This is a genomic window from Paraburkholderia sp. WC7.3g (assembly GCF_050436345.1).
Classification (GTDB): domain Bacteria; phylum Pseudomonadota; class Gammaproteobacteria; order Burkholderiales; family Burkholderiaceae; genus Paraburkholderia; species Paraburkholderia podalyriae.
Map to the genome: position 1 here is coordinate 3730604 of NZ_JBNDMA010000002.1, position 26076 is coordinate 3756679.

The 26076-nt window shown below is 59.5% G+C and carries 29 protein-coding genes and 3 pseudogenes; 19 read left to right on the forward strand and 13 right to left on the reverse strand.

Translation table 11 applies throughout. The features are described 5' to 3' along the window. Positions 1-343: 343 nt before the first annotated feature. The 4 genes from OKW43_RS28765 to OKW43_RS28780 all read left to right on the forward strand — a co-directional run bounded on the left by OKW43_RS28765 (position 344) and on the right by OKW43_RS28780 (position 2735). On the forward strand, positions 344-601 hold the full coding sequence (locus OKW43_RS28765) for a hypothetical protein (RefSeq protein WP_429451169.1): 258 nt from the start codon (positions 344-346) through the stop codon (positions 599-601). A gap of 559 nt (positions 602-1160) precedes the next feature. Next, positions 1161-1598 (forward strand): response regulator, encoded by a 438-nt coding sequence (locus OKW43_RS28770; RefSeq protein WP_187639369.1) that lies wholly within the window; start codon positions 1161-1163, stop codon positions 1596-1598. A gap of 120 nt (positions 1599-1718) precedes the next feature. Continuing rightward, positions 1719-2108, forward strand: coding sequence for a response regulator (locus OKW43_RS28775; RefSeq protein WP_312893015.1), 390 nt, complete (start codon positions 1719-1721; stop codon positions 2106-2108). 153 nt (positions 2109-2261) lie between these two features. After that, positions 2262-2735 carry a PRC-barrel domain-containing protein gene (locus OKW43_RS28780; protein WP_429451172.1) on the forward strand — a complete coding sequence of 158 codons (474 nt, stop codon included), beginning with the start codon at positions 2262-2264 and terminating at the stop codon, positions 2733-2735. A 51-nt stretch (positions 2736-2786) separates the two neighbouring features. Here the strand turns inward: OKW43_RS28780 and OKW43_RS28785 are convergent, their stop codons facing one another. Beyond that, the gene (locus OKW43_RS28785) at positions 2787-3110 is read right to left on the reverse strand and encodes a hypothetical protein (RefSeq protein ID WP_429451174.1); all 324 of its coding nucleotides are present in this window, start codon (positions 3108-3110) and stop codon (positions 2787-2789) included. Here OKW43_RS28785 and OKW43_RS28790 point away from each other — a divergent pair. Together OKW43_RS28790 and OKW43_RS28795 are read left to right on the forward strand one after the other, a co-directional pair. Next, the gene (locus tag OKW43_RS28790) at positions 3109-3429 is read left to right on the forward strand and encodes a hypothetical protein (protein WP_429451176.1); all 321 of its coding nucleotides are present in this window, start codon (positions 3109-3111) and stop codon (positions 3427-3429) included. The two genes, OKW43_RS28785 and OKW43_RS28790, sit on opposite strands and share 2 nt — an antisense overlap. 804 nt (positions 3430-4233) lie before the next feature. Beyond that, the gene (locus OKW43_RS28795) at positions 4234-4443 is read left to right on the forward strand and encodes a hypothetical protein (protein ID WP_187639366.1); all 210 of its coding nucleotides are present in this window, start codon (positions 4234-4236) and stop codon (positions 4441-4443) included. 669 nt (positions 4444-5112) lie between these two features. Here the strand turns inward: OKW43_RS28795 and OKW43_RS28800 are convergent. The 4 genes from OKW43_RS28800 to OKW43_RS28815 all read right to left on the reverse strand — a co-directional run bounded on the left by OKW43_RS28800 (position 5113) and on the right by OKW43_RS28815 (position 7702). Continuing rightward, complete coding sequence (locus OKW43_RS28800) at positions 5113-5430, reverse strand: hypothetical protein (RefSeq protein WP_429451178.1); 318 nt, start codon at positions 5428-5430, stop codon at positions 5113-5115. A 523-nt stretch (positions 5431-5953) separates the two neighbouring features. Further along, positions 5954-6610, reverse strand: a complete 657-nt coding sequence (locus OKW43_RS28805) for a DUF2442 domain-containing protein (RefSeq protein ID WP_187639364.1) — start codon at positions 6608-6610, stop codon at positions 5954-5956. Continuing rightward, positions 6586-6888: a hypothetical protein gene (locus tag OKW43_RS28810; RefSeq protein ID WP_187639363.1), complete on the reverse strand. Its 303-nt coding sequence runs from the start codon at positions 6886-6888 to the stop codon at positions 6586-6588. The genes OKW43_RS28805 and OKW43_RS28810 overlap by 25 nt, the downstream gene beginning before the upstream one ends. 181 nt (positions 6889-7069) lie before the next feature. Continuing rightward, positions 7070-7702, reverse strand: a complete 633-nt coding sequence (locus OKW43_RS28815; protein ID WP_187639362.1) for a hypothetical protein — start codon at positions 7700-7702, stop codon at positions 7070-7072. Positions 7703-8690: 988 nt separating this feature from the next. On the opposite strand from OKW43_RS28815, the gene OKW43_RS28820 reads away from it, so the two are divergent. From OKW43_RS28820 to OKW43_RS28850, 7 genes are all read left to right on the forward strand, one after another. Beyond that, on the forward strand, positions 8691-9107 hold the full coding sequence (locus OKW43_RS28820; RefSeq protein ID WP_429451181.1) for a hypothetical protein: 417 nt from the start codon (positions 8691-8693) through the stop codon (positions 9105-9107). A 326-nt stretch (positions 9108-9433) separates the two neighbouring features. After that, a complete protein-coding gene (locus OKW43_RS28825) occupies positions 9434-9898 on the forward strand; it encodes a hypothetical protein (protein WP_429451183.1) in 465 nt (154 codons plus the stop codon). Between the two features lie 253 nt (positions 9899-10151). Further along, positions 10152-10703, forward strand: coding sequence for an HAD domain-containing protein (locus OKW43_RS28830; RefSeq protein WP_187637142.1), 552 nt, complete (start codon positions 10152-10154; stop codon positions 10701-10703). Between the two features lie 388 nt (positions 10704-11091). Further along, positions 11092-11418 carry a hypothetical protein gene (locus OKW43_RS28835; RefSeq protein ID WP_187637143.1) on the forward strand — a complete coding sequence of 109 codons (327 nt, stop codon included), beginning with the start codon at positions 11092-11094 and terminating at the stop codon, positions 11416-11418. Between the two features lie 164 nt (positions 11419-11582). Beyond that, positions 11583-12017 carry a DUF6088 family protein gene (locus OKW43_RS28840; RefSeq protein ID WP_429451185.1) on the forward strand — a complete coding sequence of 145 codons (435 nt, stop codon included), beginning with the start codon at positions 11583-11585 and terminating at the stop codon, positions 12015-12017. Beyond that, positions 12014-12307, forward strand: a complete 294-nt coding sequence (locus OKW43_RS28845) for a hypothetical protein (protein ID WP_187637144.1) — start codon at positions 12014-12016, stop codon at positions 12305-12307. The genes OKW43_RS28840 and OKW43_RS28845 overlap by 4 nt, the downstream gene beginning before the upstream one ends. A 933-nt stretch (positions 12308-13240) precedes the next feature. After that, positions 13241-13822, forward strand: coding sequence for a DUF2442 domain-containing protein (locus OKW43_RS28850; RefSeq protein WP_246530231.1), 582 nt, complete (start codon positions 13241-13243; stop codon positions 13820-13822). Between the two features lie 606 nt (positions 13823-14428). On the opposite strand, the gene OKW43_RS28855 is transcribed toward OKW43_RS28850, so the two are convergent. Continuing rightward, positions 14429-15880, reverse strand: coding sequence for a tyrosine-type recombinase/integrase (locus tag OKW43_RS28855; RefSeq protein WP_429451187.1), 1452 nt, complete (start codon positions 15878-15880; stop codon positions 14429-14431). A gap of 386 nt (positions 15881-16266) precedes the next feature. On the opposite strand from OKW43_RS28855, the pseudogene OKW43_RS28860 reads away from it, so the two are divergent. Both OKW43_RS28860 and OKW43_RS28865 read left to right on the forward strand, forming a co-directional pair. Continuing rightward, positions 16267-16446, forward strand: a pseudogene (locus OKW43_RS28860) (phage integrase central domain-containing protein); the annotation flags it as partial. A 436-nt stretch (positions 16447-16882) separates the two neighbouring features. Further along, complete coding sequence (locus OKW43_RS28865; protein ID WP_187637146.1) at positions 16883-17026, forward strand: hypothetical protein; 144 nt, start codon at positions 16883-16885, stop codon at positions 17024-17026. A 173-nt stretch (positions 17027-17199) separates the two neighbouring features. On the opposite strand, the gene OKW43_RS28870 is transcribed toward OKW43_RS28865, so the two are convergent. Continuing rightward, positions 17200-17643: a DUF2244 domain-containing protein gene (locus OKW43_RS28870; RefSeq protein WP_187637147.1), complete on the reverse strand. Its 444-nt coding sequence runs from the start codon at positions 17641-17643 to the stop codon at positions 17200-17202. Between the two features lie 358 nt (positions 17644-18001). After that, positions 18002-18523, reverse strand: coding sequence for a hypothetical protein (locus OKW43_RS28875; protein WP_222945735.1), 522 nt, complete (start codon positions 18521-18523; stop codon positions 18002-18004). A 222-nt stretch (positions 18524-18745) separates the two neighbouring features. On the opposite strand from OKW43_RS28875, the pseudogene OKW43_RS28880 reads away from it, so the two are divergent. Next, positions 18746-18995: pseudogene (locus tag OKW43_RS28880) on the forward strand (DUF1488 domain-containing protein). A gap of 95 nt (positions 18996-19090) precedes the next feature. Then, entirely contained in the window at positions 19091-19648 is a 558-nt protein-coding gene (locus tag OKW43_RS28885) for a hypothetical protein (RefSeq protein ID WP_187637149.1), read from the forward strand. Between the two features lie 128 nt (positions 19649-19776). On the opposite strand, the gene OKW43_RS28890 is transcribed toward OKW43_RS28885, so the two are convergent. Genes OKW43_RS28890 through OKW43_RS28910 form a run of 5 tightly spaced genes read right to left on the reverse strand, consistent with a single transcriptional unit; the run spans position 19777 to position 24358 of the window. Beyond that, positions 19777-20118 (reverse strand): cytochrome C oxidase subunit IV family protein, encoded by a 342-nt coding sequence (locus OKW43_RS28890; RefSeq protein ID WP_184011180.1) that lies wholly within the window; start codon positions 20116-20118, stop codon positions 19777-19779. An 8-nt stretch (positions 20119-20126) separates the two neighbouring features. Next, positions 20127-20834, reverse strand: a complete 708-nt coding sequence (locus tag OKW43_RS28895) for a heme-copper oxidase subunit III family protein (protein ID WP_128585146.1) — start codon at positions 20832-20834, stop codon at positions 20127-20129. After that, positions 20831-21442 carry a cytochrome c oxidase subunit 3 gene (locus OKW43_RS28900; RefSeq protein WP_429451191.1) on the reverse strand — a complete coding sequence of 204 codons (612 nt, stop codon included), beginning with the start codon at positions 21440-21442 and terminating at the stop codon, positions 20831-20833. Before OKW43_RS28900 ends, OKW43_RS28895 begins: the two co-directional genes overlap by 4 nt. After that, the gene (gene ctaD / locus OKW43_RS28905; RefSeq protein WP_429451193.1) at positions 21439-23196 is read right to left on the reverse strand and encodes a cytochrome c oxidase subunit I; all 1758 of its coding nucleotides are present in this window, start codon (positions 23194-23196) and stop codon (positions 21439-21441) included. Before ctaD ends, OKW43_RS28900 begins: the two co-directional genes overlap by 4 nt. 13 nt (positions 23197-23209) lie before the next feature. After that, positions 23210-24358 carry a cytochrome c oxidase subunit II gene (locus OKW43_RS28910; RefSeq protein WP_187637152.1) on the reverse strand — a complete coding sequence of 383 codons (1149 nt, stop codon included), beginning with the start codon at positions 24356-24358 and terminating at the stop codon, positions 23210-23212. A 304-nt stretch (positions 24359-24662) separates the two neighbouring features. On the opposite strand from OKW43_RS28910, the pseudogene OKW43_RS28915 reads away from it, so the two are divergent. Continuing rightward, positions 24663-24815 (forward strand): annotated as a pseudogene (locus tag OKW43_RS28915) (DUF1269 domain-containing protein); the annotation flags it as partial. 60 nt (positions 24816-24875) lie between these two features. Next, a complete protein-coding gene (locus OKW43_RS28920) occupies positions 24876-26030 on the forward strand; it encodes a hypothetical protein (RefSeq protein WP_429451195.1) in 1155 nt (384 codons plus the stop codon). Positions 26031-26076 lie beyond the last annotated feature (46 nt).

Consider the following 26076-nt stretch of genomic DNA (forward strand, 5'->3'; position numbering starts at 1 on the left):
GTCAGTCGCTATCCTCCCGGCTTTTTTGCAAGCTTAGCACCGGAAAACCAGTTTCTGGAAAGCCGAAACAAGTGCGGCTACGGGATGCCCCTTCCCATTGAAGAACATTCGGTCAGACGACAACTCACAATGGATACGACCGGACGGAGCGGACTTGCTCCCCTGGAGGTCCGGTTTTTTTGGAATGCCAATGCATTGACGGTTCTTCCCCGCACGGAGGGTCTGCGCTGATTTGCGCTGTTGGCGCGGCTCTACCATCGCTCGCCTTCTTGCCGCGCAGGCTGATGCCGCTTCAGGAACAGCCGTTGCGGCCTCTCGGAACACAAACCATCAGGAGTTGGAAATGGCTACCCATCCTACCGAGCAACGCGCGGCCGACGACAAATCGGAAAAGGACGTCGATACAGCTGTCGAAGATACGTTCGCTGCGAGCGACCCGCCGTCGACCGGTGGAGCGACGAAAATCGGGCCGGACGCGAATGCTGGAACGCAGACAGACAGCGACGTTCCAGGAACAGAACCGGACGAAGACGTTCCCGACGAGGAGACGCCTCCGGAGCCGTCTCCCGGCGACCAGCCGCCGGACGAAAAGGCACCGTGACGGGGTATATATCCGCGTGTGCAACCAGACCCGAGGCTCGCCCGATTTGCGGCGGGCCCATCCGGGCTGGCAGTAAAGGGCATGAGCTGGATGCGTCGCGCCGAAGCAGTGTCCCGTGGGCCGCCGTCGGCGATGTGGATACACCGTGCGGAATCAACGGCCCCGAGCGGCGTTAGCTCTTCCCCTGACCTGCTAGCCCACTCAAATGTCGGTGCGGCGGATGATTCCGCCTCCGGCTGGTTTTGAAATGCAGCGGTGGCGATGCGCGACAATCGTCCTGGCTTCGTATGCCCTCGGGTGACTGGAATCTGACACCGAGCCGCACCGGCTAGAATACCGACGGTTTTCGAGCCGCACATCGGTTGAACAGGCCGACGACGAGCGACCGGTCGCCTGGCCTGCATGCTCGCGTCTCTTTGGGATTGTCCCCTCAATACGCTCGCCACGCGGAAGTTATTTCGCGCTTGAAGCAACGTCAATTCTGACGTTGAAATTTCGAACGCGGATGCAAGGCGGCATGCTTAATGCGCAAAATCGATATGTCCCGAGTTGCTGCGCTATGGCTCTCATTCTCCTGGTCGACGATGACGGTGAATCACTGTGGATGCTTCAGCTGGTTTTCGAGCGAAGTGGTCACCGGGTGCTGCTCGCGGATAGCGGTGAACCGGCGCTGGCGTTGGCGGGGCGCCATCTGCCTGATTTGATTATCACCGACTGGAACATGCCGGAAATGGACGGCATCGCCCTCTGCGAGCGGCTGAAATTTTACCCTTCACTTGCGCAGATTCCGGTGGTGATGACATCTGGCGAGTTGCCGCCCAAAGATAGGTCCGCGCTGTGGAACATGTTCTTCTGCAAGCCCGTCGACCTGAAAGCCCTTGAGTCTGCCGTCAGCTCGCTCCTGGCCCGGCGTTTGTGCTGTTCCGAAAAGCGCGTCAATGTGCCGGCTCCGGCGCCCGAGCGTTGGGCCCCGATGCCCTCAAGGTATTGGGCGTAACCGGTGAACGAACGGCATTCCGAGAGCGCCTCGCGTCTATTGAGGGCGCCATGTGCCGAAGTTCACGTCGGTGCGATAGGCGTCAGCGGCGAGATGTCAGGCGCATCACTAAATGCCTCCGTGAATCCGCCTGAAGGCTCAATTAACCACCGCAGGGGGTCGCAGAATGTTCGGGTCGTCATCAACAGGAAGTATCGTGGCCATGGGTCGCGCCGTGCTCGTATCGAAAAATCAACGTTGCTGGAACTGGAAGGACATGAGGTCAAGCGGGCGACGAATGGACCTGACGCGCTCGCGATAGTCGAGTCTTTCAGTCCTGATATTGCCCTCATTGATATCGCAATGCCAGGCATGGACGGTCAGGAACTGGCAGAGCTGCTCCGTCTTCGCGCGCAATGTTCGCAGACGAAGCTCGTGGCCTTGACGGGCAGCAACCGCGCAACCGGCATGCCCGGCAACCGACGAACGAATGTTCGACGCTCATCTCATCAAGCCGCTGTCACTCAATGACCTCGCGTTGGTCCTGCGGGCTTAGCGCGAACGTCAGACTGAAGTTGCGCATCCGGAGACCGTCCAGCCTTTCGCGCCGAATTCGTGGGCACCCGCCTGCGGAGGTATGCTGCTTGCTCGTTACGGAAGCACCATTTTCGATGGAGGTGAATCATGGGCTCAATTAACCCGCAACGTGGCCCTCAAGGCGGAGCCAACATCGTCGGCGGTGGTATCGGCGACGGGCCGGGACCAGACGTCATGGCTGCCGCGACGCTCGACGGGACCAAGGTGATGTCTTCAGACGGCGAACACGTGGGAAAGATTTCAGACATCATGCTTGATGTCCGCAACGGACGCATCGCCTATGCGGTGCTGTCTGAAGGCGGTTTTCTTGGGATGGGGTCTAACCTGCATGCCATCCCATGGAGTGCGCTGACCCTCGATACGGACCAGAAGTGTTTCTTCGTCGACATCACGGCACAGCGCCTCAAGGACGACCCGGGCTTCGACAAGGACCACTGGCCCGCCATGGCAGATGCGAAATGGGGAGAGTCAACGTACAGCTACTACAACCGGCAGCCGTACTGGTCCGCGACCCAAGAGGTGGTGGAAAGTGACCCAGCTTTCCGGCCGAGTGAGCATTGAACACTATCGGTAAGCTGTCCCGGGCGGAGGGCTTATCTGCCGCTCCATCGCCTATGCCACTATGGCTTGCTTCGGTGGCATAGGCGCATTGCTTTCCTTAACCACCAGACGCGCGCGAATAATCGGCACTGCAATCTGTATCGCGCTCGCCGCGAAGACGGCGAAAGCGCCATCGTGGGCGTACTGCCGAAACTCACCCCTAGTAGGTTTTTTCATTTCACTACTGGAGGCCGGCGAGCTCATCGCCCCTTTTTCTGCATCTGATTTTTCGACTTGCTGCCAGAGTGACCCATCGTGTTCGCGCCGGGCACCCCAGACATCGTGTCCGTCGCGCCACTCGGCACCCGACAAATCCAAAATCAGCATCCACAGCATGACGACGATTCTCGGAGTAATCGTTGGCGCGACGCTGCTGGCCGCTGTCGACTACGGTGCTGCGGTCGGGCTTCGCACACGTCGTCGTGAAACGCTGGATGCGCAGCGCAGTCCTTTTCGAGAGGTTTATCTTGGCGGCGGACGCAGCAGTCACCCTGAGAGGGAGCAAAGCGCATCCGGCACTAAGGTGCGAGGGCACTCCAAATTGCAACATTCAAGCGTCGAGCATTTGAACTACGCCGCCGTAACGGCATGGGGTGCGAACCCCTTTTTTTGCCTTGCGCCGCCTGCGCCTCTTTCCTATCCTCCGAACAATTGAATTAAGGAGCTGCTTATGTCCCAGGTAAGAAAAAAGATTTCCGTGATATTCACTGCTGCTCGCCTGAGTGCACTCGATGACCGCTCGGCAAGCCGGTTTCGAGGTCGGGTCGGGCAGGTCATAGCGTATGAGCCCACGGGAAAGCACGTAAGCGTCGAATTCCCGCTGGATGGTGAGCGGCGGCCAGAACGGCTTGAGCGGGTTCCGCTGGAATACCTTGAGGTCGTCCACGCGCACTCTAGCGCTCCAGCCCACTCTCGTGCACACTCACCGCACCCGAATACAGCTCGAATACAGCACTCTGCAAGGTTCAAGCGAAGTTAGATTGCCCGCGCATGCCTGACCACGATAGGAGAAGAATGTGACCCGAAAAGGGAAAGACCGACAACTACCAGTCCGCTGCGGGTTGCGTTCGGGCCACCGCCGCCGTCTGCCGTCTATGAGCAGCGCGCCCCTACGCGCCAGCGCGAGTCATCGCGGGCCCTGAATTAGTCATCGGCTGGCATGGTGACCGGTATTGGGACGGACATCATTATTGGAATAGGCGCGACTGGGACGCGCGCGGATATCACGACTATCGCCGCGGCTAACTTCCTCCTCGGGCCAGTTAAGCGACAGGGACCACGACCGATGCGACAGTACGAGGTCAGCGTCGAAACGCTAGGATGGTCGACGGAAGAGACATTATGAAATTGGTCGGAGTTCGCTCAGGACATTCAAAAGCCCGGCAGGTCAAGCGTAAGCAACATCTTGGGACTGGTCAGCTGAGGATGCGCTCCACCAGCTGACGACAGGAGGTCCAACATGAAACTTGACGATGCCACTTTCCGGCAATTGCGCCGTCTCGCTCCGGTTATCGACGACGTACTCAACGCACGAGAGGTCGAGCACGCAGACCAGGCCGTCGGCCTGGATTCAATTGCTCAGTTGTGCTCACTGTTGTTCGACGCGTACCACGACCAATACCCGGTCGAGATTGCGCAAGCGCGAGCTGACGCCGTTGAGTCGCAGTAACACACTTCCTCTGGACCGGCTGGCGGCTTCAGGTATCGCCGGTACAATCGAAGAACCTGTCCCATTGACCTCAGAACATGACTGCACGCCCATGCGTGCAAGGCGACTTATTGGCCTGGAAAAAGCCGGCGCGAGGTGGGCCGGCTCTCCGACACCACTTCACTTTGGGTTTTATTGCCCCACCAACTGGCTGACGAGCCGACGAGCGGGCGGAAAGAAAAGCACGAGCACAGTCGCACCGGCTTGAATCGATGGCGCGTCGGGCACACCTGGCGTATCGCGTACGGACGCACGGCACACCGAGCCGATGCTCCGCCATCGTCATGCAATGCGGATTAGGCGTCCCGACTCTGCCCTGTGCAAAGCCAGTGAACGTCGAGGTTGAGGTCGGCGGCAAGACGCGTACAGGTGTTCAACGGCGGCACGGTGATTCCCTGTCGCCAGTAGTCCACGTGGTATTTGCTGACACCCAGCGCCGTTGCTGCGCGCGCAGAACTGAGGCCTGCCTGTTTGAACGCCCTGTCAAGGCGGGCCGCCAATGCCCGTCTGAGGCGGTCGTTCCCGATGCTACGTTCAAGGTGACCGCTCGCGGTATCCTGGTGCATCATTTTTGATATCTCTCAGTATATTTTTTAATCGCTGCCCGACGAATCGCGGCCCGGAGTCAGGCTACTTTCCGCTCATGACGGGTCTTGCGACTTTGCATCGCGACAGCCCGTCAGGTTCGTGACCAATGCGACGAATGGTTGAAAATTCCTGATGAGGGATGCCTTGCTGTATTACCAACATGATCGAGACTTCGGTGGCAAGCGCTGCTGCAAGAACCGAGAGGGTCCCGCCGAGCCACATCGTGAGCCTGTCGACATTCTTCTGCGAGAAGCGGAGCGGAGAAGCCATTCGGCGAATGGGTTGAGCAATTTCATGTCGTGCCTCTTTCGTGTCGTTGACGACCGCGACTTGTGGCCGGGGCGGCGTGCACTTCAGCATTTCGATGAATTCTCGGTCGCAATTCGGAAGACACAGCTTCTCGGCCTACGTCTGAAGCGCTCGCGCCTACGCATCGGCCTTTGTATGCGACGTAGCGCCCGTTTGAACATGCGTCCGATGCGTCGGGATGGCAGCTTAAGAATCGTGTCGACCTCATCCGGCGCGTGCACGCAAATCATGTACGCCACGCGGGCGATGTCCGCCCGCGCTTTGGCACCAAGTCTCCTTGTCCGCCGCCCAACACCCATGTGGCGATAGCGAATGCGGGTATCGCTACGCCCTCCAACGCGGAGATATTTTGCATCCGTGCCGGAAAAATGGTTTGCCGTGTGTTTTACCGTCACTGCGAGCCTCCAGTTATGTACTCGCCATCGTAAAGCGATATCGAAAGCAGGTTCTACGTCGCGTTTCATATTCACGTTGATAGATTTTGGCCGCCGCAGGCACCGCCAGCAGCGGCCGGTTCTCCCGTCACACACTTACAGCAAGTCGATGCATCTTCGAGCCTTCGTTCAGTTGACTGCTACCAACCGAGCAACACGCGCAACCGTGCCATCAGCCAATCCGTTTCCATGCGCTCCGTCCATTGCTTTCGTTCGATGGCCCTCCGCATCCGCCTTATCGTCACCTCGCGCGGATGCTCTGGGTACTTGGCTGCATCTTCAAGAGTCTTTCGAATAAGCTGCTGTGCGAGGTCTTCGCACATATCCCATCGGATATACCGCTCTTCCGCAGTCAAGCCGACGATAAGCCTGCCGTCAACCCAACGACCCGCGAGTTTTGGCTGCGTGCCTGACAGCAATGCAGGCGTTGGGTTCCATGGAAAGTCAACCGGTACGCACGAGGTCAATCGCTCATCGCGATGACGACGCTCAGCTTCTCGCATCATTTCGATAACGCTTATTTCTTCATCGAGCTGGTCCCAGTGCAGACCAGCGCCAGACGCAGAAATGCGGACGTCGCTACGTTGCTCGGGCGTTGTTACCTTCAACTTTTTAAACCATTCCATGAGCACGTGTAGCACGCTGCTGGCGCCAAGACGAACGGTGAAGCCGCTTTCGTCGAATGTCGCTTCGATGGCTAAAAACCAGTTCCTTTGCCTCGTGTGACGAAATGCGCAGCGACGAGATTTACGCTTGTCCGTAGACGCCGCACTCAGGTCATCGCGTCGATGTAACACAAGGCGATGTCCGCCGACCGGGCAAGGACGGCGAACAGGCACGTCAGCATGTCACTTTCAAGTCGCGCACCGTCGAGTCCCGCGTGGCGCAGAATTGCTGCTGCAAGCCTGCTGCTGGCTACATCACGATGCCCCTGCCATCTACCATGCTCGATGTCTGTGGCGGACAGGCAGTACGTGCATTCCAAATCGCACTCGTCGGGCGGAATGATGAGATGACCGAAAAGCTCGCCGACGGCTGCGCCGACGTAGGTGATGGCAAGTTCGTGAGAATTCATAGCGTATGGGAACGTGATGGTAATCCGACGTATAGCGCGCGCACCGTACCCGCATCTGCACCGGCAATCTTTCGCCCGGAAGATGCCCTACTCCGGCCATACAACATGAAAGGGCTCGCCGCAGCGAGCCCCGTCGAATCAGGTGATGCGATGCCATATGGTCAGACTCGCCAATGCCCTGTCAATGGAAGCTGGCGGCGGAGACCGTTCGCGCGAACTGGTCGACCACGGTAAAAACCGCCTCCGGAATGACGAAAGAAACACAGACATCTGTGACCTCTGGCAAACCGGGAAACCGCTTCATCGAGTCGATGCGCATTGCGCTTTCGAGCACATGCTGGCCGTTCGCCACTACTGCGGCTGCATCCACATCCTCGAGTGATTGCATCAAGGTCTGCACCTGGGTTATTCCCTGCACGAGCAGCTTCTGGCGAATGAGCAGCGCTTCCTCCGTGTCGTTGCGGCCAAGCGACAACTGTACCGGCGCGTCCTGGAGCGACTCGAGCAGCCCGGCGACGGACGGCTCGAACAGCGGCAGCACGAACCGGTGCTGCAATGTGCCGACCTGCTGCGCGAACAGGCCGTAGTTACCAGCCGCCCCGCCTGTCAGCACGGTCATCTGCATGGTGCACTCACCCCTGGCGGCGGCCAGCGCGTAGAACATCCGCTCATCGACGTCCCCGCACAGGTACCAGCCGCTCACCCTTCGCTGCAGTGCCGGTCTCTCTGCCAGGCTGTCATTCACTTCGTCGGGTCGCATCACACGACCGCTACTGACCAGCACACCCTCGATGACCATCGGTTCAAAAAACATCTTCTTTGTCCTCACACGTGCGCGGTATTGCGCACCCCCGTGTAGCGACCGGGGAGAGATGGCCATTGTATTAACCCGACGCCGGACTCCCCTCGTAGGCTGACCGCGACTCGGTGGCAGATGTCTGCGGGCGTCCCGGACTTCCATCTTGTCAAGCCGGTTATGGGATTCGTTCATGGTGCGAGCGACTGGGCTTGATTGCGAGCTTGGCGAAGCGCCCCTGCAGGCTGTGCTCTAGGCGTTCTGCCGGTTCCCACAGGCGGAGATGCGCCGGGCTATGATTCACGCGGTCCGGCAGATACGCCAGGTCCAAAAAGCAGGTCCGCTTGCTGCCGCCTAACCGAGGCGCCCACTCCGTAGTACCGGGTGCTGGACGGTGGCTCCCGATTGACGCGCCACCGTTCAATCAATCGGGGCCGCTAAGACAGCCGACCGTAACCACCATCATTCATCGCCCGGAGTTGTTGCCGTCGCGAAATGCATGCAGGCGTAACAGCGCATGGAGTGGGTCCAGAGCGCTACCTGAGTCCACGGAAAGAACTCCGAGAAGTCGAGAAGAAGTAAGGCCCGCGAGTGCGGGCCCGCAACCAAGCGCAGTTTGACTCTACGCGCAGCAACAGGTAGTGGGACTGCAACGCGCGTTATCACTGATAGGTCCTGTCAAGAGCGACGGCCCTGGTTGTCCCGGAATGCAAGCAACCGCAGGTGGCGGACAATTGTTCCGTAGCTGCCTGTTCCGAGCTCAAGTCGAACGTTTTTTGGACCAATTCGCCGGCGCTGCTTTCGCAGGGACACGCAAGCCCGCACTACGTCGACTGCCGTAATACCTCTTCTTCCTCTCATCCATGGCCTCTCACAAAGTGCCCCCTTCAACAGGCGGGCTCACTGCGTGTAGCGACCAGGCAGAATTTCGTAACCGAAAGTCCGTGCAGGTTCTGAAAACGTACATCATCCTTCGACCTGGACGCCACAAAACAAGGGCCATCAAATGAGCACAACCTGCCTGGACACAAAATCGGAAGGAGTTCGAACTGTTATTCACATGTCACCGGCAATGATGGCGGCAGCCGTCATCTCCGCCCAGAAGTGCGGATTGAACCTGCGTGAGTGGCTGGACCGCGCGGTTGCCAGTCTTATCGCGGATGACTATCCAGACGGAGCGGCACCATGGTCGGCGCAGTCTGCCGACCTCTTTGCGCAGGTGGCCAGCTGTTCTCCCGAAGTTCTGCATGGACGCTGGGCCCTGCTTTACGAACACGTGCTACTGGAGCGCGACCTATGGCATCACTCGGAACCGACGCAAACAGAAATTGAAGACGGATTTTTGCCAGAGGCGCCCTACATCGTGCCGGCACGGCTGCGGAAGGCTTGGCCGAGGCTGGTTTCAACAGTCTTCGTCCTTTAGTTGCTGCGAGGACCTGACCTTTCCACGCCACCTCACGACACGCATATGAAATACGAAGACTTGTTACGCGATGCACGCAATGATGCCCCGACCGCACCGACGAGAGTACGCGCCGCTTTTGACGCCGTATATACGTGCTGCAGGCCACCGCAAGACGGAACCATCGAGCACGCATTGGCGACACCCCGACTGTGCGCCGGCGACGCCGCGCTTGTTAGCAAGCTGGCCGGCTGGGTGCTGCATGTGGCACCGCTGGGGCCACTGCCCATGTCGCCAGAAGAAGCGGTGGCACTCACCGAGCGTGTTCACAAAGCCGAGAGGGACGCATGTTAAGGGTCACTATAGAACTTTGGCCAGGCGGCCGCGAGTCGGGCAAACGTGTGATTGCAACGGCGGACATCGCGCGCGTTAAAAATGGCGCACTCGCGGACTACGAGGTGGAGCTGCGCGAATCGCTGCTTGATGACATCGGGGTCGGTGAAGTTGCGCATGTCCGCACGTATCCGCGGTGGTCTGCTTCGGTGTGGGACCTTGTAGGCAGATGTATCGCCGCTGCACTAAACGGGGGCAAAGAGGAACTGCCTGGGCGACCTGTGCTGCCCGAAGTGCCGGTGCATGTCAGCCGGGACGGCAGAGCGTACGTGCGGTTGCGCGAAATTCCCGAACCGTCTCGCACACTTTTCGAAAACAATCTGCGCAGCTCTGGGTGCCCTTTCGTGCTCGATGACCCCGAGCCACGGGACTGCGCGTGGTCGCATGACTGGCAGGACTTTCTGAATGGCTACCGGTAATGCGACGCGCAGACCTGCTGTCAGTGTCGGAGGTCGCGAGGCTACTTTTTGTTAGCCCCCACTATGTGCGCAAAACGCTTATGCGTAGGCATGTCCTACGCCCCGTTTTGGTCATCCGTGGCCGCAAGTTTGTGCTGCGAGAAAGAGCCGAGGCGTACCGACGCAAGCGGCGGAGAATTGCGTGCAGGGCGCTACGCGAACTGGGGCGGATGCAGCAAGAAGCAGGGCTGTACGACAACACAAAAATAGTCAGATGAGCGTGATTCCTACTCCGCCTCCCGCAGTGCCGCCGCCTGTGACTACCGGCGGTCTGATTCTTTATCTCGATTTTGACGGTGTGTTGCACCCCGAAAATGTCCTCATGCGGCCCGGAAAAGGACCATTTATTGAGTCGCCTGATGGACATAAGCTGTTTGAGCACTGCGAGCTGCTCGAAAAAGTTTTGCTGCCATATCCTGGCGTCAAGATTGTGCTGAGTACGAGTTGGGTGCGTGTGTATAAAAGCGTCGCGCGAGTCGCACGCAAACTGACACCCGAACTGCGGGCACGAGTAGTGGGGGCTACGTATCACGAGGCGATGGACCCTGAGTCGTTTAAGCAAGCACCGCGCGGCATACAGATTTGGTCAGACGTCCTGCGCCGCCAACCGACAGATTGGATAGCGGTAGATGATGACTACCTGCACTGGCCGACATGGTGCCGCGACAAACTTGTCCGCACGCACGAAGTACGTGGCATCAGCCCGCCGGTCGTGCTGGCAGAGCTGCGCGCGAAGCTCGCGCTGATGCATGGGGAGTCACCATGAGCACTACAAGCTATAAGGTGCCGGAGCCGCTCGTAGACACGCGGGTGCGCATTTACGCGGAAAGCATGAGCACGCTTTGCCAGCAATCGCACTCGCGCCCGGTATGTGAGGGGCGGTCGACTATGCTCGAGGGTACCCCGTGGCATCAGTGCATTGTTGCGCTGCGCTCGCGGTCTGTCGCGGGACCGTTTCCTGTATCCAGCGCGATAGCTGTAGTTGTCAGGCAGCGAGCGCTCACTGTGCCTCCCACGCTAACGACCTGGCTCGTTGACATTGCGGTCGCGGACGGTACTGCGCATGCGTGTGTACAGCACGCTACCGAGGGTCGACGTTGGTTCCATTGCGATTTCGACTACGGACGACGTCATGGCCGTCGCCATCAAAGTTCTTGAAGCTGCCGATGCTTGAAATATCGTTTTACGACGGCGAGTACATAGGCGATGCGGCATTGCTCACGAAGCTCTGCGAAATTGAAGGCAGCGTCGTGCCAGATGGTCTTCCGCCTTACTCAGAGCTGGAGGAAACACTGCGCGCGCTTGAGATGTGCGCCGAGCGGTACAGCACACCCCATCCAGTGAGTGAGTGCTTTACCGTTTTCATTGGTCGCGGAACTGACGCCAAGGTCAAGCCATTGATGCGTCTCGATGTTATGGCTCGCGAAGGCTGCGCCAGCGCAAGCGTGCTGAGTGAAAACAGACCATGCGAGGATACATAAAGCGTCGCTTACGACTCAAACGACGACGTCGTGACGATTGTGACCAAAGTACTAACGAGCCTTGTTCAATGACGCCGATGCTAACCACGCTATCGGCGCAAGCAAAGGCCTGCCTGGCACTCGAGATTTGTTAGCCACACTTCTTGTGTGCATGGGAACCAAGCATGATGAAACTCGAAGACCGCGTCATGCGCTTCATTGCAAGGCGGCACAGCGTCGTAATTCTGCGGTCAGAGCTCGCGCAATTGGGGAGCCCTGCGCAACTAAGCCGCGTCTTATCCAATCTGGTCAAGACCAAAAAACTGGTGCGAGTCAGCGTGGGAATTTACGCCAAAACGCGGCTCAATAAATTCACGCATGAGCTTGCGCCGGCCGCTACGTTTGAGGAAATAGCAGCAGAAGTTTTCCGGAAGCTAGGAATCAATATCGCTCATGGCAAGTTGGCTCGCGACTACAACGCAAGCAAAACGACTCAGGTGCCAATGCTTGCGATAGTAGATACGGGGCGACGTCGCATCACGCGGCGAATTTCTCTGGGAAGCAGGTTTATCACCTACGAGCGAAGCGGCGCACACCGGCGTAAGGAGCAGCAACCATGAAAGTACGAGACATTCTGTGTCGCTTGCAGGAAGCAGACCCCGAGGCCGTGGTCCTCTACCTAGCGCCGTACGCCGACGCCGACGACGGCGAAGCGGAAGAAATCTGCGACGTGGTCCTTGTGCCTGACGCGTGGAGATGCGAGCGTCACCGGTGTGGCGACGGATGTTTTTCGCATATACATCACCCCGCCACCGGCGGCCTTTCTTTGGGCTGGGACCAAAATACCGATGAGCAATGGCTTGAACAAGTGGTCATCCTGTCATCAGTGCAGCGAGGTCAACATGGCTGACAGTGGCTGGGACATTGCGATGCGCCGCATCGACGCGGAGTACGACCTCGCTCAATTTGTCGCCTAATCGCTTGTGCGCAAAATCGCGGCGAACGGTTTCCGGCTACCGGCGGCAGACCGCGTTAAGTTTCAGCAGTTGCCCGACGACGTGATTGAGCGCATCGAAAGACTCGTTCGCGATGCATACCTTGATGCCGGTGAAGACGTTGGAGGCGAAGTCTTGCGTAAGCACTTATGGCAGCAGGTCCTAACTGCTCGACGCAAAATGGTCGCAAATGGTCAACTGATTTCAAAAAACCTATTCCGCGAACGCCTCGGCCTGACCGAGCGAAGGCTTACCACGACAGATTGCAGGCAATCTGCCGCATCCTCGTTCCCGCACCTGCTGGGAGTCGCCTCCACTTTCTGTCGTCGACACGAGGCAGCCTGAGCGGACGAAGCCCGGTGCAGATGCTTGATGACGACGATGATTTCAAACGACTGCGACAAGTGGCTGCAGCGTGGGCGGCCGAGTGGTCGCGCACGTCTGTCAAAGTCTACGAAGGCATGCACGAGACTGAACCGAATGGCGCCACGCAGTTGTACACGGCAAGCGCGGAAATCGACCCGCGCCGGCCGCTGGGGAACGTGCGTCAGAGGCGCTACACGCGGGAGGATACGAACGGCCGGTAGGTCCATATCCTGACGTTCGAAAATTTACCCTCTTTGTTGAGCGACAAACAGCCGGAGATGCTACGCCGACGCAGGAGGCTTGCGTGCAAATCGTTGTGGACGGCGATGACATCCGGGTCCGCATCGTCGCTGCCCCGGGGCACTGTGCTGCATTCAGAAACGGTACCTGGTGGCAAGCACGAGAGTTTCATCGACATTGCTAAGCGTGTCATCGGCTATCTCTTCAAGCACTGACCATCGACTGTGAGTGCGCATAGGAAAATGAAAAATCCTAACGAACCGGTGGCAATCGGAGTAACTGTAAGTGAGAAAGATTTCGCGGTCTCGTTGAAGGATGGACGCATATTTCGAGTTCCCTGGCGATGGTTTCCCCGCTTGCTGGCAGCGACGCCCGAGCAGCGAAGCCAGGTTCGAGTCTCCGCATCCGGCGCAGAGTTGCACTGGGACCAACTTAACGAGGACATCAGCGCCAGCGGACTGATGCGTGACTACGAGCAACTTCTACTGGAGGAGCAGTTGGGCTCTCAGGTCCCCAACGATTTTCCGTGCGACACGACGCCCGCATCACTGTCCGGCACACAGCCGAAACTCGCCGGGCGGATAATTGCAGGACGGTTTGTTGTCGGTCTAACGGCGCCAGAACGATTCGAACGCTGGGATTTGTGCGAGGACCTCGCGCAGCAGCTTGTTCAAAAAACCCTAAAAGATGCAGCTAAATATCCGCATCATCCGCACGACGTCACACTGCGGCGGATGAGGAGGGCGATTGAACGCAAAGGGTGGACAAGCGTCGTCGAAACGGATTGGTTGATGGAACGGTTGGGCATCCTGCTCGGCTGGTAGCAGAACCTCACACGGACACTTATATGCACATCGACTTGTGGCAGGTTTGGCGTGAGAACTCGCTGTTGCTCGCGATACCGGTGTGCGCGGCAGTCGTCGGGCACGCAATCGGCCGACTCATTCGCGGTCGCAGATGACACTCTCTGGACTCCCACGTCGGCTCAATGGCTTTACGTCCGCAAAATCGTGTCCGTTGGTGAGCGACTCCATATGGGCAGCAGGAAGCGATGCAGAAAGGTACTCATCTGTTGCGTGAAGACGGCGCAATTTACTGACGACGCTCCTTGGAACACGGTCATCTGCATAACGCAGTTGTCCTTGATTCGCGACCAGCGTGTCAGCCATTTGTCGTAGCACATTCCCGCACAGGCGCCAGCCGCCAACGACCCTTCGCCCCGCCGGGCGGCCCGCCAGGCTTTCTCGCACTTCCTATGGTCGCATCATGCGACCCATGCTCGCCCAAACCCCGTCAATAATAACAGGCTCAAGAAGCACGCTCTCCCCCGCACATCGACGCGATATTGCGCGCTACGTGTAGCGAGTGACCATGAGGGGCCCAGCGCATGCCTACTGACGCTGGAAACTGGTGGGCATACTCAAGGTGTCTCAGGTGCTGGTAGCCGGCAACAAACGCTGAAGAGCCAGTTCTTCGCCGCTAGCGGGCAGGTCGATGAGTTTTAGGTTCTCTGGGTCATACTGGGTCAGGATGGAGCGAGTCCGCTCAGACAAGGGCTTGCGCCGAGCGAGTTCCAGCATGAAATCCGTGACCGTATTCGATAATGCTCGCAAGTGGCTCAACTTTTCTCCGATATACCGACGAGTTATGGCATCTTGCGTGACAACCATTCCCTCGGCAGAGACCGCCCATCTATGCGTGAGCAAAGCGCCTACCTTGCGCGTGTTGTAGTCGAAGCATAGATTGGCGACAGTGGCAAACGTTCGACGCAAGTCTTGTGGGCACGACCGAAAATTGAACTCTTCGGAGACGGCCTTCATCGCGTCATGCATGCGGCTTTGATGCGGATAAGACTTGCCATGGTGTGCCCGAAATACATAGTCGCCATCGCTCTGTTTACGTTGCTCAAATCGTCTCTTCAAAAGCTCGAGAACGAAATCACTGAGCGGCAGAATTCCCGTGAAGCCCTTCCAGCCCGGCTGTTTTGGTTGAACGAAATAGAAGCCTTGCTCGAAATCAATCTGGTCCCACCGCAATCCCAAGCCAGCCAGCAAACGTGTGCCCGTCATCATGACAAGCGTGACTGCATCTTTCGAACTCTGTCGGCTCAGTCCGGCGTCAATGGCGTCAAACAGATGCGGGAGGTTGACCGTGTCTACGTGCCGCTTCTTCTCCGGCGGTTTTGGCAACACGCGAAGATAGCGAGCGTTGTTCATCGGATTGGAGTCCAGCACTCTCAGTGCAACGCCCATCCCGTAAATACCGGAAATAATACTTTGGCAGTTTCTCGCCTTCGACAGACTCTTGCCCTTAATCCGCACCAAGAGTTGCATCCACTGCATGACTTTCGTATCTGCAAGATTCCATTGCGAAGGGGGGGTTTTAAACCCTTCCTCGGCCAAGAGGTTCTTCCGGAGATATTGGTTAAACACCTTCTCGTAGTTTGTCTTGGTCTCCTTTTCTAGCGGCTCGTTCTTCAAAGTTATCCGATTCGCGAGGTAATAACGGAATCCGTCCTCCAGCGTGTCGAAATGCGTACGGTCAGATTCTTCCCGTCGCTCAGATTCGGACTTCGCTGCGTCGCCTTTAATCCTCGCGACCTCTGCTTTCGCCTGCTCGTAGTCCAGCGTTACCCGACCGTCGCCGTCTGCAGCGACTGCCGCGTACTTAAGGGTTCCTTCCCTGAGCAGTCCATCCTTGTCGCGGAATCTGTAGTACCAAACGGCCTTCTTGAGCGGCGACACACGTATCTGTAACGAGGTCGGATTTGAATCTGTCTTCCGGCCAGGTTTCATCAGTGCGGCTGTGAGAGCCGACTTCGTCCCGAAGTTCACTTTAGTTGTGCTCCGACGACCACCCTCGTCTGGATTCTCTTTCGGCACGGTTTTCCCCAAAGGCGTCGAATATTTCCCACAATTTTCCCACAAACTTTATACGTTTTCGATGGTTTTGTGGGAAAACAGAGTCATTACGCCTGAGTTACGCATATTTTTTATATAATAATCATGTAGTTGTACGTTACATCATATGACGCAGGGGACTCAAAATCCCCCGCCGCAAGGCGTGCCGGTTCGATTCCGGCCCTGGGCACCAAAAGATGTTCCGGCAAGTGCCGAAGTATTCCGAGAAACCCCGTAAGATCAAGGTCTTACGGGGTTTTTTATTCTCCGACGGTCCGAGTTGACCTGTCGACTGCCGCTGGTATGTGGTGGTATTTTTGGTGGTATCTGGCTCGTTACCAGGTTTTATCCGGCGGGAGATACCACCATGCAGGCTCGCAGCGGCCGACTCTTTCGAGGCAGTCGCGCGCGGCTGGATGGATGAGCGCAAGAGCGGCGTCGCGCCCGCCCAGCACGCGAAGACGCTGGCCCGCATGAAAAACGACGTGTTCCCGTGGCTTGGCAAGCGCCCGATTTCCGACATCGACGCGCCCGAGATTCTGGCCGTGCAACCGTAGACGCCCTGCTCCACTGAGTCAACTTTCAGTTGGGCGAAAAAACCTCGACTGTGGTGAGCGGTCTCCATCGCATTTGCGTTTGATCTGAGACGATTGCTTCGCGGTATGCTCGCACTTGTCTTGCGTTTGAAGACAGAAGGAGCACCGGCACGCGCATCATGTCAACCGACCTAACGGTCCGTTCAGTAACGATTCAACAGCATCCTTCGGCGATCTGATTGCCTTTGAAATCGCACGTCAAAAACAACAAAGAAAATAGGAACTGCAGGATAGGCTCGCGCCCGTTATGGGCACCATGCCCGTTATCATCTTTCAATGACGCTGGAATCGGGGAAGGCGCCTCACAGATTTCGCAACCGGATGCAACGCGATTCGATCCCTCGCGTGGGGCTTCGGTGAAATCGCGGGCTAGCGCCGTTCACTGGCCTTGCATCTGTTCGAGGCGCGATGGTTCTACGGGGTCAACGGTGACCGCAGTGTGGTGTTCGTCGCGCGCGTGCCGGACCCTCTGTCGCTCAACATCGTCGCGCAGGTGCTCAACGCTTTGCTGCTGCCGTTGGTTGCAGGATAGCTGATCGCGCTGGCGAGCGGCACTGTGTTGCCCGCTGCAGAGCGAGTGCGCGGCGCATTTCGCGTGGCGCCGATCATTGGCGTGAGCATCGCGTGCCGCATCGGCATCGTCGGGGCGCTCGGCGTATTGCTGTGAGGCCGATCAGACATGCCGGGCGATCATCGGCCGGCATGTCAACAGTCGGCCACGATAAAGCGGCGCAATTGACGCACAAACTCCGCGCGGGCGGCGGCAGGCAGTTGCCGTCCGACGGGAATACGCTGCCAGCCGTCGCAAAGGTAGACGGCGCCATCGCTGTCGCCGACAGACACGGCCAAGCGGGCCGCATTCATCCGATGCATCGTGCGGCGTCCGCGCTCGTGTATTTCGACGATCACGAACGGGGGCGCGAACGTCAGCACCTCGCCGTCCGTCGCGTGCCTGGAGTAAGCGATAAAGGCGATGCCGACGGCCACGGTGCAAAGCATCGAGAAGGGCAGCGCGAGCCACACGCCGAATGCGAATGCCGCTACCACGCCGATCGCGAGGACGAGCGCCATGAGGAACACGGTCGCGGCGAGCGACTGCCGCGGCGTGAGGGAGCAGTTGCGCTTGAGGCGCCACTCGCGGGTCGGCACACCTCCCTCGCCGTCAAAAGGGCAAGGCCCGTACGACCGCCTGAAGTATGCGTACATGATCGAAAGTCCCGCATCGTGGAGCCATTCGTGACGCGCAATGCGCGTGCCGCCAGCGTCCACGCCGCTTGCAATGTCACCGTTCCGCTCGCTACGGTATCTACCTGTGGCACTTCATCTGCGTGCCGTTCGTCGCGATGGTGCTGACGGTGCTCGCCGCGTCTATCGCGCATCATCCTCGCACATGTCGAACGGCGCTTTCACCGGAATGGCCGAGCATGACGATCTCGACGAGGCGCTCATGTTGTTGCGCGGCGAGCCTTTTCTGCTCTGGAGACCGGTCGATCAACACGGCACCGGACTACGACGGGCCGCCCGCGTCCGCCTTGACCCTAGGGGATGCGTTGCGCTCGAGTCTCATGTACAGGTTCGCCGCCACGATACCCAAGACGATGTGAGTGAACAGGCTGGCCCAGTTGCGCGCTTCTGCGAACCACGGAAAAAACTGTGTCATGCCGTAGAAATTAATCAGGTAAACGGCTACAGCGAAAGCGCCACCGGTCAGTGAAGCCATCCCCATGCTCGAGTCAAGGTTGAATGACGTCATGATCAGACCGAGGATAAGCGCGAATACGATGGCAAGGGCAAAATGCACCACAAAGGCCGCGAGCACGATGCCAATTGAGAATGCTTGCGGCGATCGCAATGCACCTCGTCCCAGAATGATCGCGGCGACCATGTGTGGGGGCTCCAGCAGACTTCCGCCCGTCGTCAGTGCCATCAGGATAACCCCTAGCACCAGGAACACAACGCCCGCAATGACGCCTGCCAGCACGGCTGCCCGCCAGTCGAGCTGGCCGTGTGTGAAATGATGGGAATCCATGTGAAGTTGCACAATTTGTCTCCCGATTGATTCGAATAATTCATTCTAGTCCTCCAACTCGCGAGACTGATAGCTTCGCATGGCTGTCGACACCCCGACGGATGATCCTCGTTCTGGCGACGACGTGGCGTGATGAACTGTACGTGCAAGAGGCCCTGGAGGCACGTCAGCTGTTGGCCGCGGCAGACCTGTCAGCGGATCGATAATTAGTCTTTTCAGACACTGCGCTTTACGGCGCCCGTCGACGGCGAGCCGGTTGAGTGCGGCAATTACCGCCGAGGCGCTGGAAGATCATTTCGGCGCCCATTCCGCGCTGGAATCCGCCTTAATGGCTGCTTTCGACAACGGCCGCAATCCTATCCGCTCGGTTTGCGCGGAATCGATCGACCAGAACGGCGGCAAAGGAGTAGTGTTACATAGCGGACTGTTCAGAGTGGACGGCATGGAACCCGATCGCGGCATCACGGCATAGTCCCGGCGCGTGCCACCGCATGCACCTCTGTCTCGGCGCGGGTGAGGTGGGGCGGCATAGTCTGCAACCGCTAGTCACCGATGGAAGGAGGCCACATGTCACTCATCGTCGCAGCACGCTTTACGACATTCCCCGCCGCTGAAAACGCGGCGCAACGGCTCTTCAATGCCGGTTTTGTCGAGGAGGACGTCACGCTGTTTTTCGTCAATCCGATCGGCCAGCACGCGCGTTTTCGGCCCGGCGGCGATATCAGCGCCGACGCAAACGCGAGGGAGGCGCCGAAGGGTGCCGAGATGGGCATCGCGATTGGCGCAGCGGTTGGCGCCGTGGTCGGCGTTGGGATCTTCGCGGCGTTTTCGGCGCCGCTTATCATGTCGCTGATCGCGGCCGGGGTGAGTGCGTATGTCGGTTCATTGGTCGGCGCGATGATGCGCACGCTTGAATCCAGCAACGAAGAAACCCGTGATTCCGGCGTGCTGGTGGCCGTACACGTGTCGCCGGACAGCCAGTTGGACGCCGCACGGGTGCTGCGCGATGCGGGAGGCGCGGCGATCGAACGCGCGACCGGACGCTGGCAACAAGGGCGGTGGGCCGACTTCGATCCGCTCAAGCAGCCTGAGCCGCTCAACGAATTCAGTGAGAAGCACGCCTGATTTGAAGGTGTTTTTCGCTGAGATTTTCAGCGAGCCAGGAAACAAAAACGGCCCGGCATTTGTCGGGTCGTTTTGTATTCAGAGCGGTGCGTTCCAGGCACTCGCCTGAGGAACGGTCGGCGCAGGGGTCAGTGGAAGAAGAGTTCCCGCATGCCGAAGGTGTGATGCGCTTCGGCAGCCATCAGCACCATCAGCACCAGCAAGCCCAAGGGCGGCATCAGGATGGCGTACACCAGCGCCAGCCGCTCCCACATCATGTGCATGAAAATCGACACAATCAGCCCGGCCTTGGCGATCATGAGCACGACGATCAGCGCCCAGCGCAGCAGGCCCTGCACGTGGAAGTAATCCACCATGTACGACATCGTGCTCAGTACGAACAGCAGGCCCCAGATTTTCAGGTAGATGCCGATCGGATGCTGCTGGCCGTGCGCGGCGTCGGGCCGATGGGCGGGATCGGTGTGGTCCATGGTCTGCCTCACCACAAATAGAACAGCGCAAAGATGAACACCCACACCAGATCGACGAAGTGCCAGTACAAGCCGGCAATCTCCACGATCTGGAAGTTGCCGTGCTCGGTGAACCCCGGTTGCAGGATCTTGCGTGCGATCAGCAGCAGGTAGATCACACCGCAGCTCACGTGAAAGCCGTGGAACCCGGTGATCATGAAGAAGCACGCGCCAAACTGCGCCGCGCCCATCGGGTTGCCCCAGGGGCGGATACCTTCATGGACGATCAGCTTGGTCCATTCGAAGGCCTGCATCGATACGAAGGTCGCGCCCAGCAGCGCGGTCGCAAGCAACAGTGCGGCGGCGCGCTTTGCGTTGCGCCGGTAGCCAAAGTTGACGGCCATCGCCATGGTGCCGCTGCTGCTGATCAGGACGAACGTCATGATGGCGATCAGCAGCAAAGGCACATCCACGCCGCCCACAGTGAGCGCGAACACTTTGGAAGTGTCAGGCCACGGCACCGTGGTCGACATCCGCACCGTCATGTAACCGATCAGGAAGCTGCTGAAGATGAAGGTGTCCGATAGCAGGAAGATCCACATCATCGCCTTGCCCCACGGCACCTTGAAGGCTTCGCGGTCGGCCGACCAGTCCGTGACGATGCCGCGCCAGCCGTCAGGCCCGGCGTCGGTGGGCGTGGTGGCAGCGGATTCGGTGGGGAGCGTGGGCGTGGTCATGGCGCGGCTCCATACACCGGCCCGCAGATGGCGGCGACGAACTCAGGGGTGATCCACCACATCGCCGCCAGCAGCACGAGCCAGACAGCCAGCAGGAAATGCCAGTAGATGGCGCAAAGCGTGATGGCGCGGTGGGTTCGGAAGGGGTCCGCGCGCTGGAGAAGCGCGATCGTCACGGCCCAGGCCACCAGCCCGCCCAGCACATGCAGCCCGTGCAGGCCGGTGAGCAGGTAGAGGAAGCTATTGGAAGGATTGACGGTGACGGTCTGCCCGGCCGCCGACAGCATGCGCCAGGCGGCCAGTTGTCCGATTACGAACACGGCCGCCAGCACACCGCCCGACACCAGCCACGCCGCGCGGTGCAAGGTAATCTGCCGGGCACGCTGCATGGCAATGCTTGCCAGCACCAGCGCGCCGGTGTTCCACCACAGCAGCGCTGGATGCGGGATCGGCTGCCAGTCGGGCTCGCGCATACGCATTGCATAGGCGAACAGCAGCAGTGAAAACAATGTCGTTGCCACCGCCATGAAGACGATCAGGCCGATGCGGCTCGCATTCGGCGAGACAGGTGGCGCGTCAGGAACGAAGGAGCGGGGCAGTGTGGTCATTCGCGTGCCTCTCCGGGTTGAAGCGTCGGGTGGGAGGCCGGTTCAGGCGCCGTCGCAGGCGGCTGGTTTTGCGGGACGAAGTCTTCCTCCTGCCACGTCGGGCTGTATTCGTACGCCCAGCGGTAAACGACGGGCGGCGCGGCGCCCCAGTTGCCATGCACTGGCGGCGTTTGCGGCGTCTGCCATTCCAGCGTGGTGGCCCGCCAAGGGTTGCTGTCGGCACGCTTGCCGCGCACCAGGCTCCACGCCAGGTTGTACAGGAACAGCAACTGCGCCACTGCAACGATCAGCGCAATGACGGTGATGAACGTGTTGAGCGTCTGCGCCGAAGATGGAATGAAACTGAAGCCCTCATACGCGTAATACCGCCGCGGCATGCCCAGGATGCCGAGATAGTGCATCGGGAAGTAGATCGCATAGGTGCCGAGGAAGGTGACCCAGAAGTGCATGCGCCCGAGCGTGTCGTTGAGCATGCGGCCCGTCACCTTCGGATACCAGTGGTAGATGCCGCCAAACACCACCAGGATCGGCGACACGGCCATCACCATATGGAAGTGCGCCACCACGAAGTACGTGTTCGACAGCGGAATGTCCACGCTCACGTTGCCGAGATAGAGCCCGGTCAGCCCACCCAGGACGAAGGTGCTGATGAAGCCGATGGCAAACAGCATCGGCACGGTCAGGTGGATATCGCCGCGCCACAGCGTCAGCACCCAGTTGTAGACCTTGAGGGCGGTCGGGATGGCGATGATGAGCGTGGTGGTGGCAAAGAAGAAGCCGAAGTACGGATTCATGCCGGCGATGAACATGTGGTGCGCCCAGACCACGAAGCTCAGCGCACCGATGACGACGATGGCCCACACCATCATCTTGTAGCCGAAGATGCTCTTGCGCGCGTGCGTGCTGATGAGGTCCGACGCAATGCCAAAGGCCGGCAGCGCGACGATGTAGACCTCCGGATGCCCGAAGAACCAGAACAGGTGCTGGAACAGCAGCGGGCTGCCGCCGGCATGCTTGAGCGTCTGCCCCATCGACACCACGGCCGGTATGAAGAAACTGGTGCCGAGTGCCCTGTCAAGTAGCATCATCACCGCTGACACGAACAGCGCTGGAAACGCCAGCAGTGCCATGATGGTCGCGATGAAGATGCCCCACACCGTGAGCGGCATGCGCATGAGCGTCATGCCGCGCGTGCGCGCCTGCAGCGTGGTGGTGACGTAATTCAAGCCGCCCATCGTTGCCGCGACGATGAAGATCGCCAACGACACCAGCATCAACACGATGCCCCATTCCACGCCCGGCGTGCCCGGCAGGATGGCCTGTGGTGGATACAGCGTCCAGCCCGACCCGGTCGGCCCGCCTGGCACGAAGAAGCTCGCCACCAGCACGAGCACGGCCAGCAGGTAGACCCAGTAGCTCAGCATGTTGAGAAACGGGAACACCATGTCGCGCGCACCCAGCATCAGCGGGATCAGGTAGTTGCCGAAGCCGCCCAGAAACAGCGCCGTCAGCAGGTAGATCACCATGATCATCCCGTGCATGGTGACGAACTGGTAGTAGTGGTTGGCGTCGATGAAACTGAACTTGCCCGGAAAGCCGAGCTGCAACCGCATCAGGTCCGACAACACAAGGCCGACCAGACCGATGGCGATGGCCGTCAGCGAATACTGCACGGCGATGACCTTGTGGTCCTGGCTCCAGACATAGCGGGTCCAGAAGCTTTGTGGGGCGTGGTCAGTGTGCGCGTAAGGCATTACGTCTGCTCCGCTAGGGATTGGTTGCGTTGCTGGCGGCCGGGCCGCCTTGCGATTCGATGTAGGCCACCAGCGCGGTCAGCTCCTGCTCGCTCAGGTCGAAGGTCGGCATGATGGGTGCGAAGCCCTTCACGACGCGGGCCTTCGGGTTGCGGATGAAGGCGCGCAGATAGGCTTCGTCCACCTTAGCGGTGCTGCCGTCGGCCATCGTTTCGGTCTTGCCGTAGAGGCCCTTCCAGGTGGGGCCCACGCGCGGACTGCCGTCCACGGTATGGCAGGCGAAGCAGCCTTTGCCCTCTGCGAGCGTCTTGCCCTGGTCAGCAAGCGCCTTGGCGCTGCCGCCTGCAGCAGCGGATGCGGCCTGCACCGTGGCCTGCTGCCGCTGCGCGAACGTGCTCTGCTGCGCCAGCCAGCGCGAGAACGATGCTTTGTCTTCCACCACCACCACGCCGCGCATGTTGGAGTGCCCGATACCGCAAAGCTGCGCGCACAGGATGTCGTAACGCCCTGCCTTGGTCGGCGTGAACCAGAAGGTGGTCACCATGCCGGGCACCATGTTCATGCGCGCCCGGAACGCCGGTACGTAGAAGTCGTGCAGCACGTCGCGCGACCGTGTCAGGACCTGGATCGGCTGGTTGAGCGGCAGGTGCACCTCGGGCGTCTCGATCAGGTAGTTGTCACGACCGTTGGGGTCGGCGGGGTTCAGGCCGAAAGGGTTGTCGTTGCTGATGTAGCGCACGTCCGTCGTGCCCAGCTTGCCTCCGGGGCCGGCAAAGCGGAAGCGCCATTGCCATTGCTGGCCGAACACTTCCATCTGCAGCACGTTGGGCGGCGGCCGTACGAAGTCTGCGTAGACGAAGAGCCCCGGTGCCAGCAACGCTGCCACGCCGACAGTGGTCAGCCCGATCAGCCACCATTCCAGCCGCTTGTTGTGCGGCTCGTAAGCAGCGCGATGCCCCCTGCGGTTGCGGTAGCGCACCAGTGCGACCACGATGAACAGGTTGATCGCGATGAAGAGCGCGCCGGTAATGACGAGTGTGATCGTCAGCATGTCGTCCATGCGCACCCAGTTCGAGGCGATCGGCGTGATCCACCAGGGACTGGCAAAGTGAAACCCTACCGCCAATGCGATGATCAGGCTCAGGGCAATCGCAAGCGCCATAGTCCACCTCGCTGCGCGTCACTCGCTGGAGCCGCTAACAAAAAAGGCTCCTGGCCGTCGTTGTGCCGCCTGCCGTACTTCGTACTGCCTGCGCCGGCACTTCTGCCAGGACCGCTTCGCTGAGCATTGTAAGCGGCTCTAAAGCAAAGGTAGTCCTCTCCTCTGCATCGTGCAAGACAGCGCCAAGGGGGAAGCGCGCCCCCTATACGGATCGGGCGAATGGAGGAGTCCCTTGCCGCGATGCAATGCAAAACGGCCGCCTCCAGCATTGGTTGCCGAGGCGGCCGTTTTCCCAGGGCGCCGGGTGTTTAGGGTCTGTTCACGTGTGCGACGTGCGCACGACGACTTGCTGCAGGCGCGGATCACATCGCGACATATCTATGTCCTCGCGAATCACAGTGTCGCACTCGAACAGTTACCCGAGGCATCCTTGCTGCAAAGCAGCGACGTCGTGCACCCGCAAGCGCCGACGTATCGTCGCTAGACTATAAAAAGGCCCTTTGATATTCTCGCCGCGATGAATATTTCCAATCACCGCGCGCGGGCCGCGCTCGTCTTTCTGCTCGCTTTTCTCATCATCTGGTCTCGTGCAACAACCCGGCTTGAGCAGGGATTCCTGTGGGCCGAGGACGCCCCCATCTTTATCCTGCAGGCGCATCAGTTGGGCTTGCGCGCCGTGCTGACAAACTATGCTGGCTATCTGCATCTGATACCTCGGCTGATTGCCGAGACCCAGCGCGCTATCGTGCCATTCAACGCGACTCCCTACTTTTTTGTGTGGTGCAGCGCCGCGCTTACGTCAGGCGCATGTGCATACATCGCGTTTGCTCTGAGGCAGGTCACACCGGTTACGGCAGCATTCATGGGTCTTGCGCCGGTTCTCGCCCCTCAGAACGGCGAGGTGCTGCTCTCGATCACCTACCTGCAATGGGTCCTGCTGCCCGCGCTGCTCGTGCTGCTGTGGGAAGCAATATTTGAAGGCCAGGGGCGCCGCTCGCTGCCGCGCATCATTGCAGTCGGATTGTTGACGCTGACCGGCCCGTTCGGTGTTCTGCTGATGCCGGCCGTCGCGATAGCGATCGCGCTGCGCCGGCTGCGACCAGCAGCTGGGACGATAAACTGGCCGATCGTCGTGACATACTTCGTCGCCGTTGCAGTGCAGACCGTCGTCATGCTGCGCCATCCGCAGGCCCCGAAAGGAGTACACGATGTCCCCTGGGTCACATGGATGACTCAGGCGATGTTTACGGATTTCCTGCCCTCGGTGCTAGCCACCACCATGGCCGGCTATCTGTTCGCCGCGCTCCTGATAGGCGTGTGCGTTCTGTCGCGTGCGCGGCTGCTTTTCGCATGGCTGCTTTACTTCAGCGTGCTTCTGTGGGGTCTGGGTATCACGAGAGTGGCGCCGCCCGTGCAGATTGCCTGGTACGGAACCGGCGCGCGCTACGTCTATCCATGGGGTATTTTCATGCTATGGACATTGACGCTGTCAATCGTCAACACGAGGATTACGTCGCTCAGGCCGATAGCGGCTGTCCTGATTTTCGTGATTCTGCTTGCTTCCGGCGAACGATTCGAAGCGCAACTTCTGCAGCAGTGGGAAATTCGGTCGGGCGCTACGTCCTATCACGTGACTGTTCCGCCAGGGTGGTCCATCGACGTTGCTCGGTAGAACCGATTACGGCATGCCAGCGGCGCCGTGGATCAGCTTGACCGGC

Excerpts from the sequence above, each read along its gene's own strand:
- OKW43_RS28765 (WP_429451169.1), top strand. The coding sequence starts at position 344 with ATGGCTACCCATCCTACCGAGCAACGCGCGGCCGACGACAAATCGGAA.
- OKW43_RS28770 (WP_187639369.1), top strand. The coding sequence starts at position 1,161 with ATGGCTCTCATTCTCCTGGTCGACGATGACGGTGAATCACTGTGGATG.
- OKW43_RS28780 (WP_429451172.1), top strand. The coding sequence starts at position 2,262 with ATGGGCTCAATTAACCCGCAACGTGGCCCTCAAGGCGGAGCCAACATC.
- OKW43_RS28790 (WP_429451176.1), top strand. The coding sequence starts at position 3,109 with ATGACGACGATTCTCGGAGTAATCGTTGGCGCGACGCTGCTGGCCGCT.
- OKW43_RS28785 (WP_429451174.1), bottom strand. The coding sequence starts at position 3,110 with ATGCTGTGGATGCTGATTTTGGATTTGTCGGGTGCCGAGTGGCGCGAC.
- OKW43_RS28795 (WP_187639366.1), top strand. The coding sequence starts at position 4,234 with ATGAAACTTGACGATGCCACTTTCCGGCAATTGCGCCGTCTCGCTCCG.
- OKW43_RS28800 (WP_429451178.1), bottom strand. The coding sequence starts at position 5,430 with ATGCTGAAGTGCACGCCGCCCCGGCCACAAGTCGCGGTCGTCAACGAC.
- OKW43_RS28810 (WP_187639363.1), bottom strand. The coding sequence starts at position 6,888 with ATGAATTCTCACGAACTTGCCATCACCTACGTCGGCGCAGCCGTCGGC.
- OKW43_RS28815 (WP_187639362.1), bottom strand. The coding sequence starts at position 7,702 with ATGTTTTTTGAACCGATGGTCATCGAGGGTGTGCTGGTCAGTAGCGGT.
- OKW43_RS28820 (WP_429451181.1), top strand. The coding sequence starts at position 8,691 with ATGAGCACAACCTGCCTGGACACAAAATCGGAAGGAGTTCGAACTGTT.
- OKW43_RS28825 (WP_429451183.1), top strand. The coding sequence starts at position 9,434 with ATGTTAAGGGTCACTATAGAACTTTGGCCAGGCGGCCGCGAGTCGGGC.
- OKW43_RS28830 (WP_187637142.1), top strand. The coding sequence starts at position 10,152 with ATGAGCGTGATTCCTACTCCGCCTCCCGCAGTGCCGCCGCCTGTGACT.
- OKW43_RS28840 (WP_429451185.1), top strand. The coding sequence starts at position 11,583 with ATGATGAAACTCGAAGACCGCGTCATGCGCTTCATTGCAAGGCGGCAC.
- OKW43_RS28845 (WP_187637144.1), top strand. The coding sequence starts at position 12,014 with ATGAAAGTACGAGACATTCTGTGTCGCTTGCAGGAAGCAGACCCCGAG.
- OKW43_RS28850 (WP_246530231.1), top strand. The coding sequence starts at position 13,241 with ATGAAAAATCCTAACGAACCGGTGGCAATCGGAGTAACTGTAAGTGAG.
- OKW43_RS28875 (WP_222945735.1), bottom strand. The coding sequence starts at position 18,523 with ATGGATTCCCATCATTTCACACACGGCCAGCTCGACTGGCGGGCAGCC.
- OKW43_RS28885 (WP_187637149.1), top strand. The coding sequence starts at position 19,091 with ATGTCACTCATCGTCGCAGCACGCTTTACGACATTCCCCGCCGCTGAA.
- OKW43_RS28890 (WP_184011180.1), bottom strand. The coding sequence starts at position 20,118 with ATGGACCACACCGATCCCGCCCATCGGCCCGACGCCGCGCACGGCCAG.
- OKW43_RS28895 (WP_128585146.1), bottom strand. The coding sequence starts at position 20,834 with ATGACCACGCCCACGCTCCCCACCGAATCCGCTGCCACCACGCCCACC.
- OKW43_RS28900 (WP_429451191.1), bottom strand. The coding sequence starts at position 21,442 with ATGACCACACTGCCCCGCTCCTTCGTTCCTGACGCGCCACCTGTCTCG.
- ctaD (WP_429451193.1), bottom strand. The coding sequence starts at position 23,196 with ATGCCTTACGCGCACACTGACCACGCCCCACAAAGCTTCTGGACCCGC.
- OKW43_RS28910 (WP_187637152.1), bottom strand. The coding sequence starts at position 24,358 with ATGGCGCTTGCGATTGCCCTGAGCCTGATCATCGCATTGGCGGTAGGG.
- OKW43_RS28920 (WP_429451195.1), top strand. The coding sequence starts at position 24,876 with ATGAATATTTCCAATCACCGCGCGCGGGCCGCGCTCGTCTTTCTGCTC.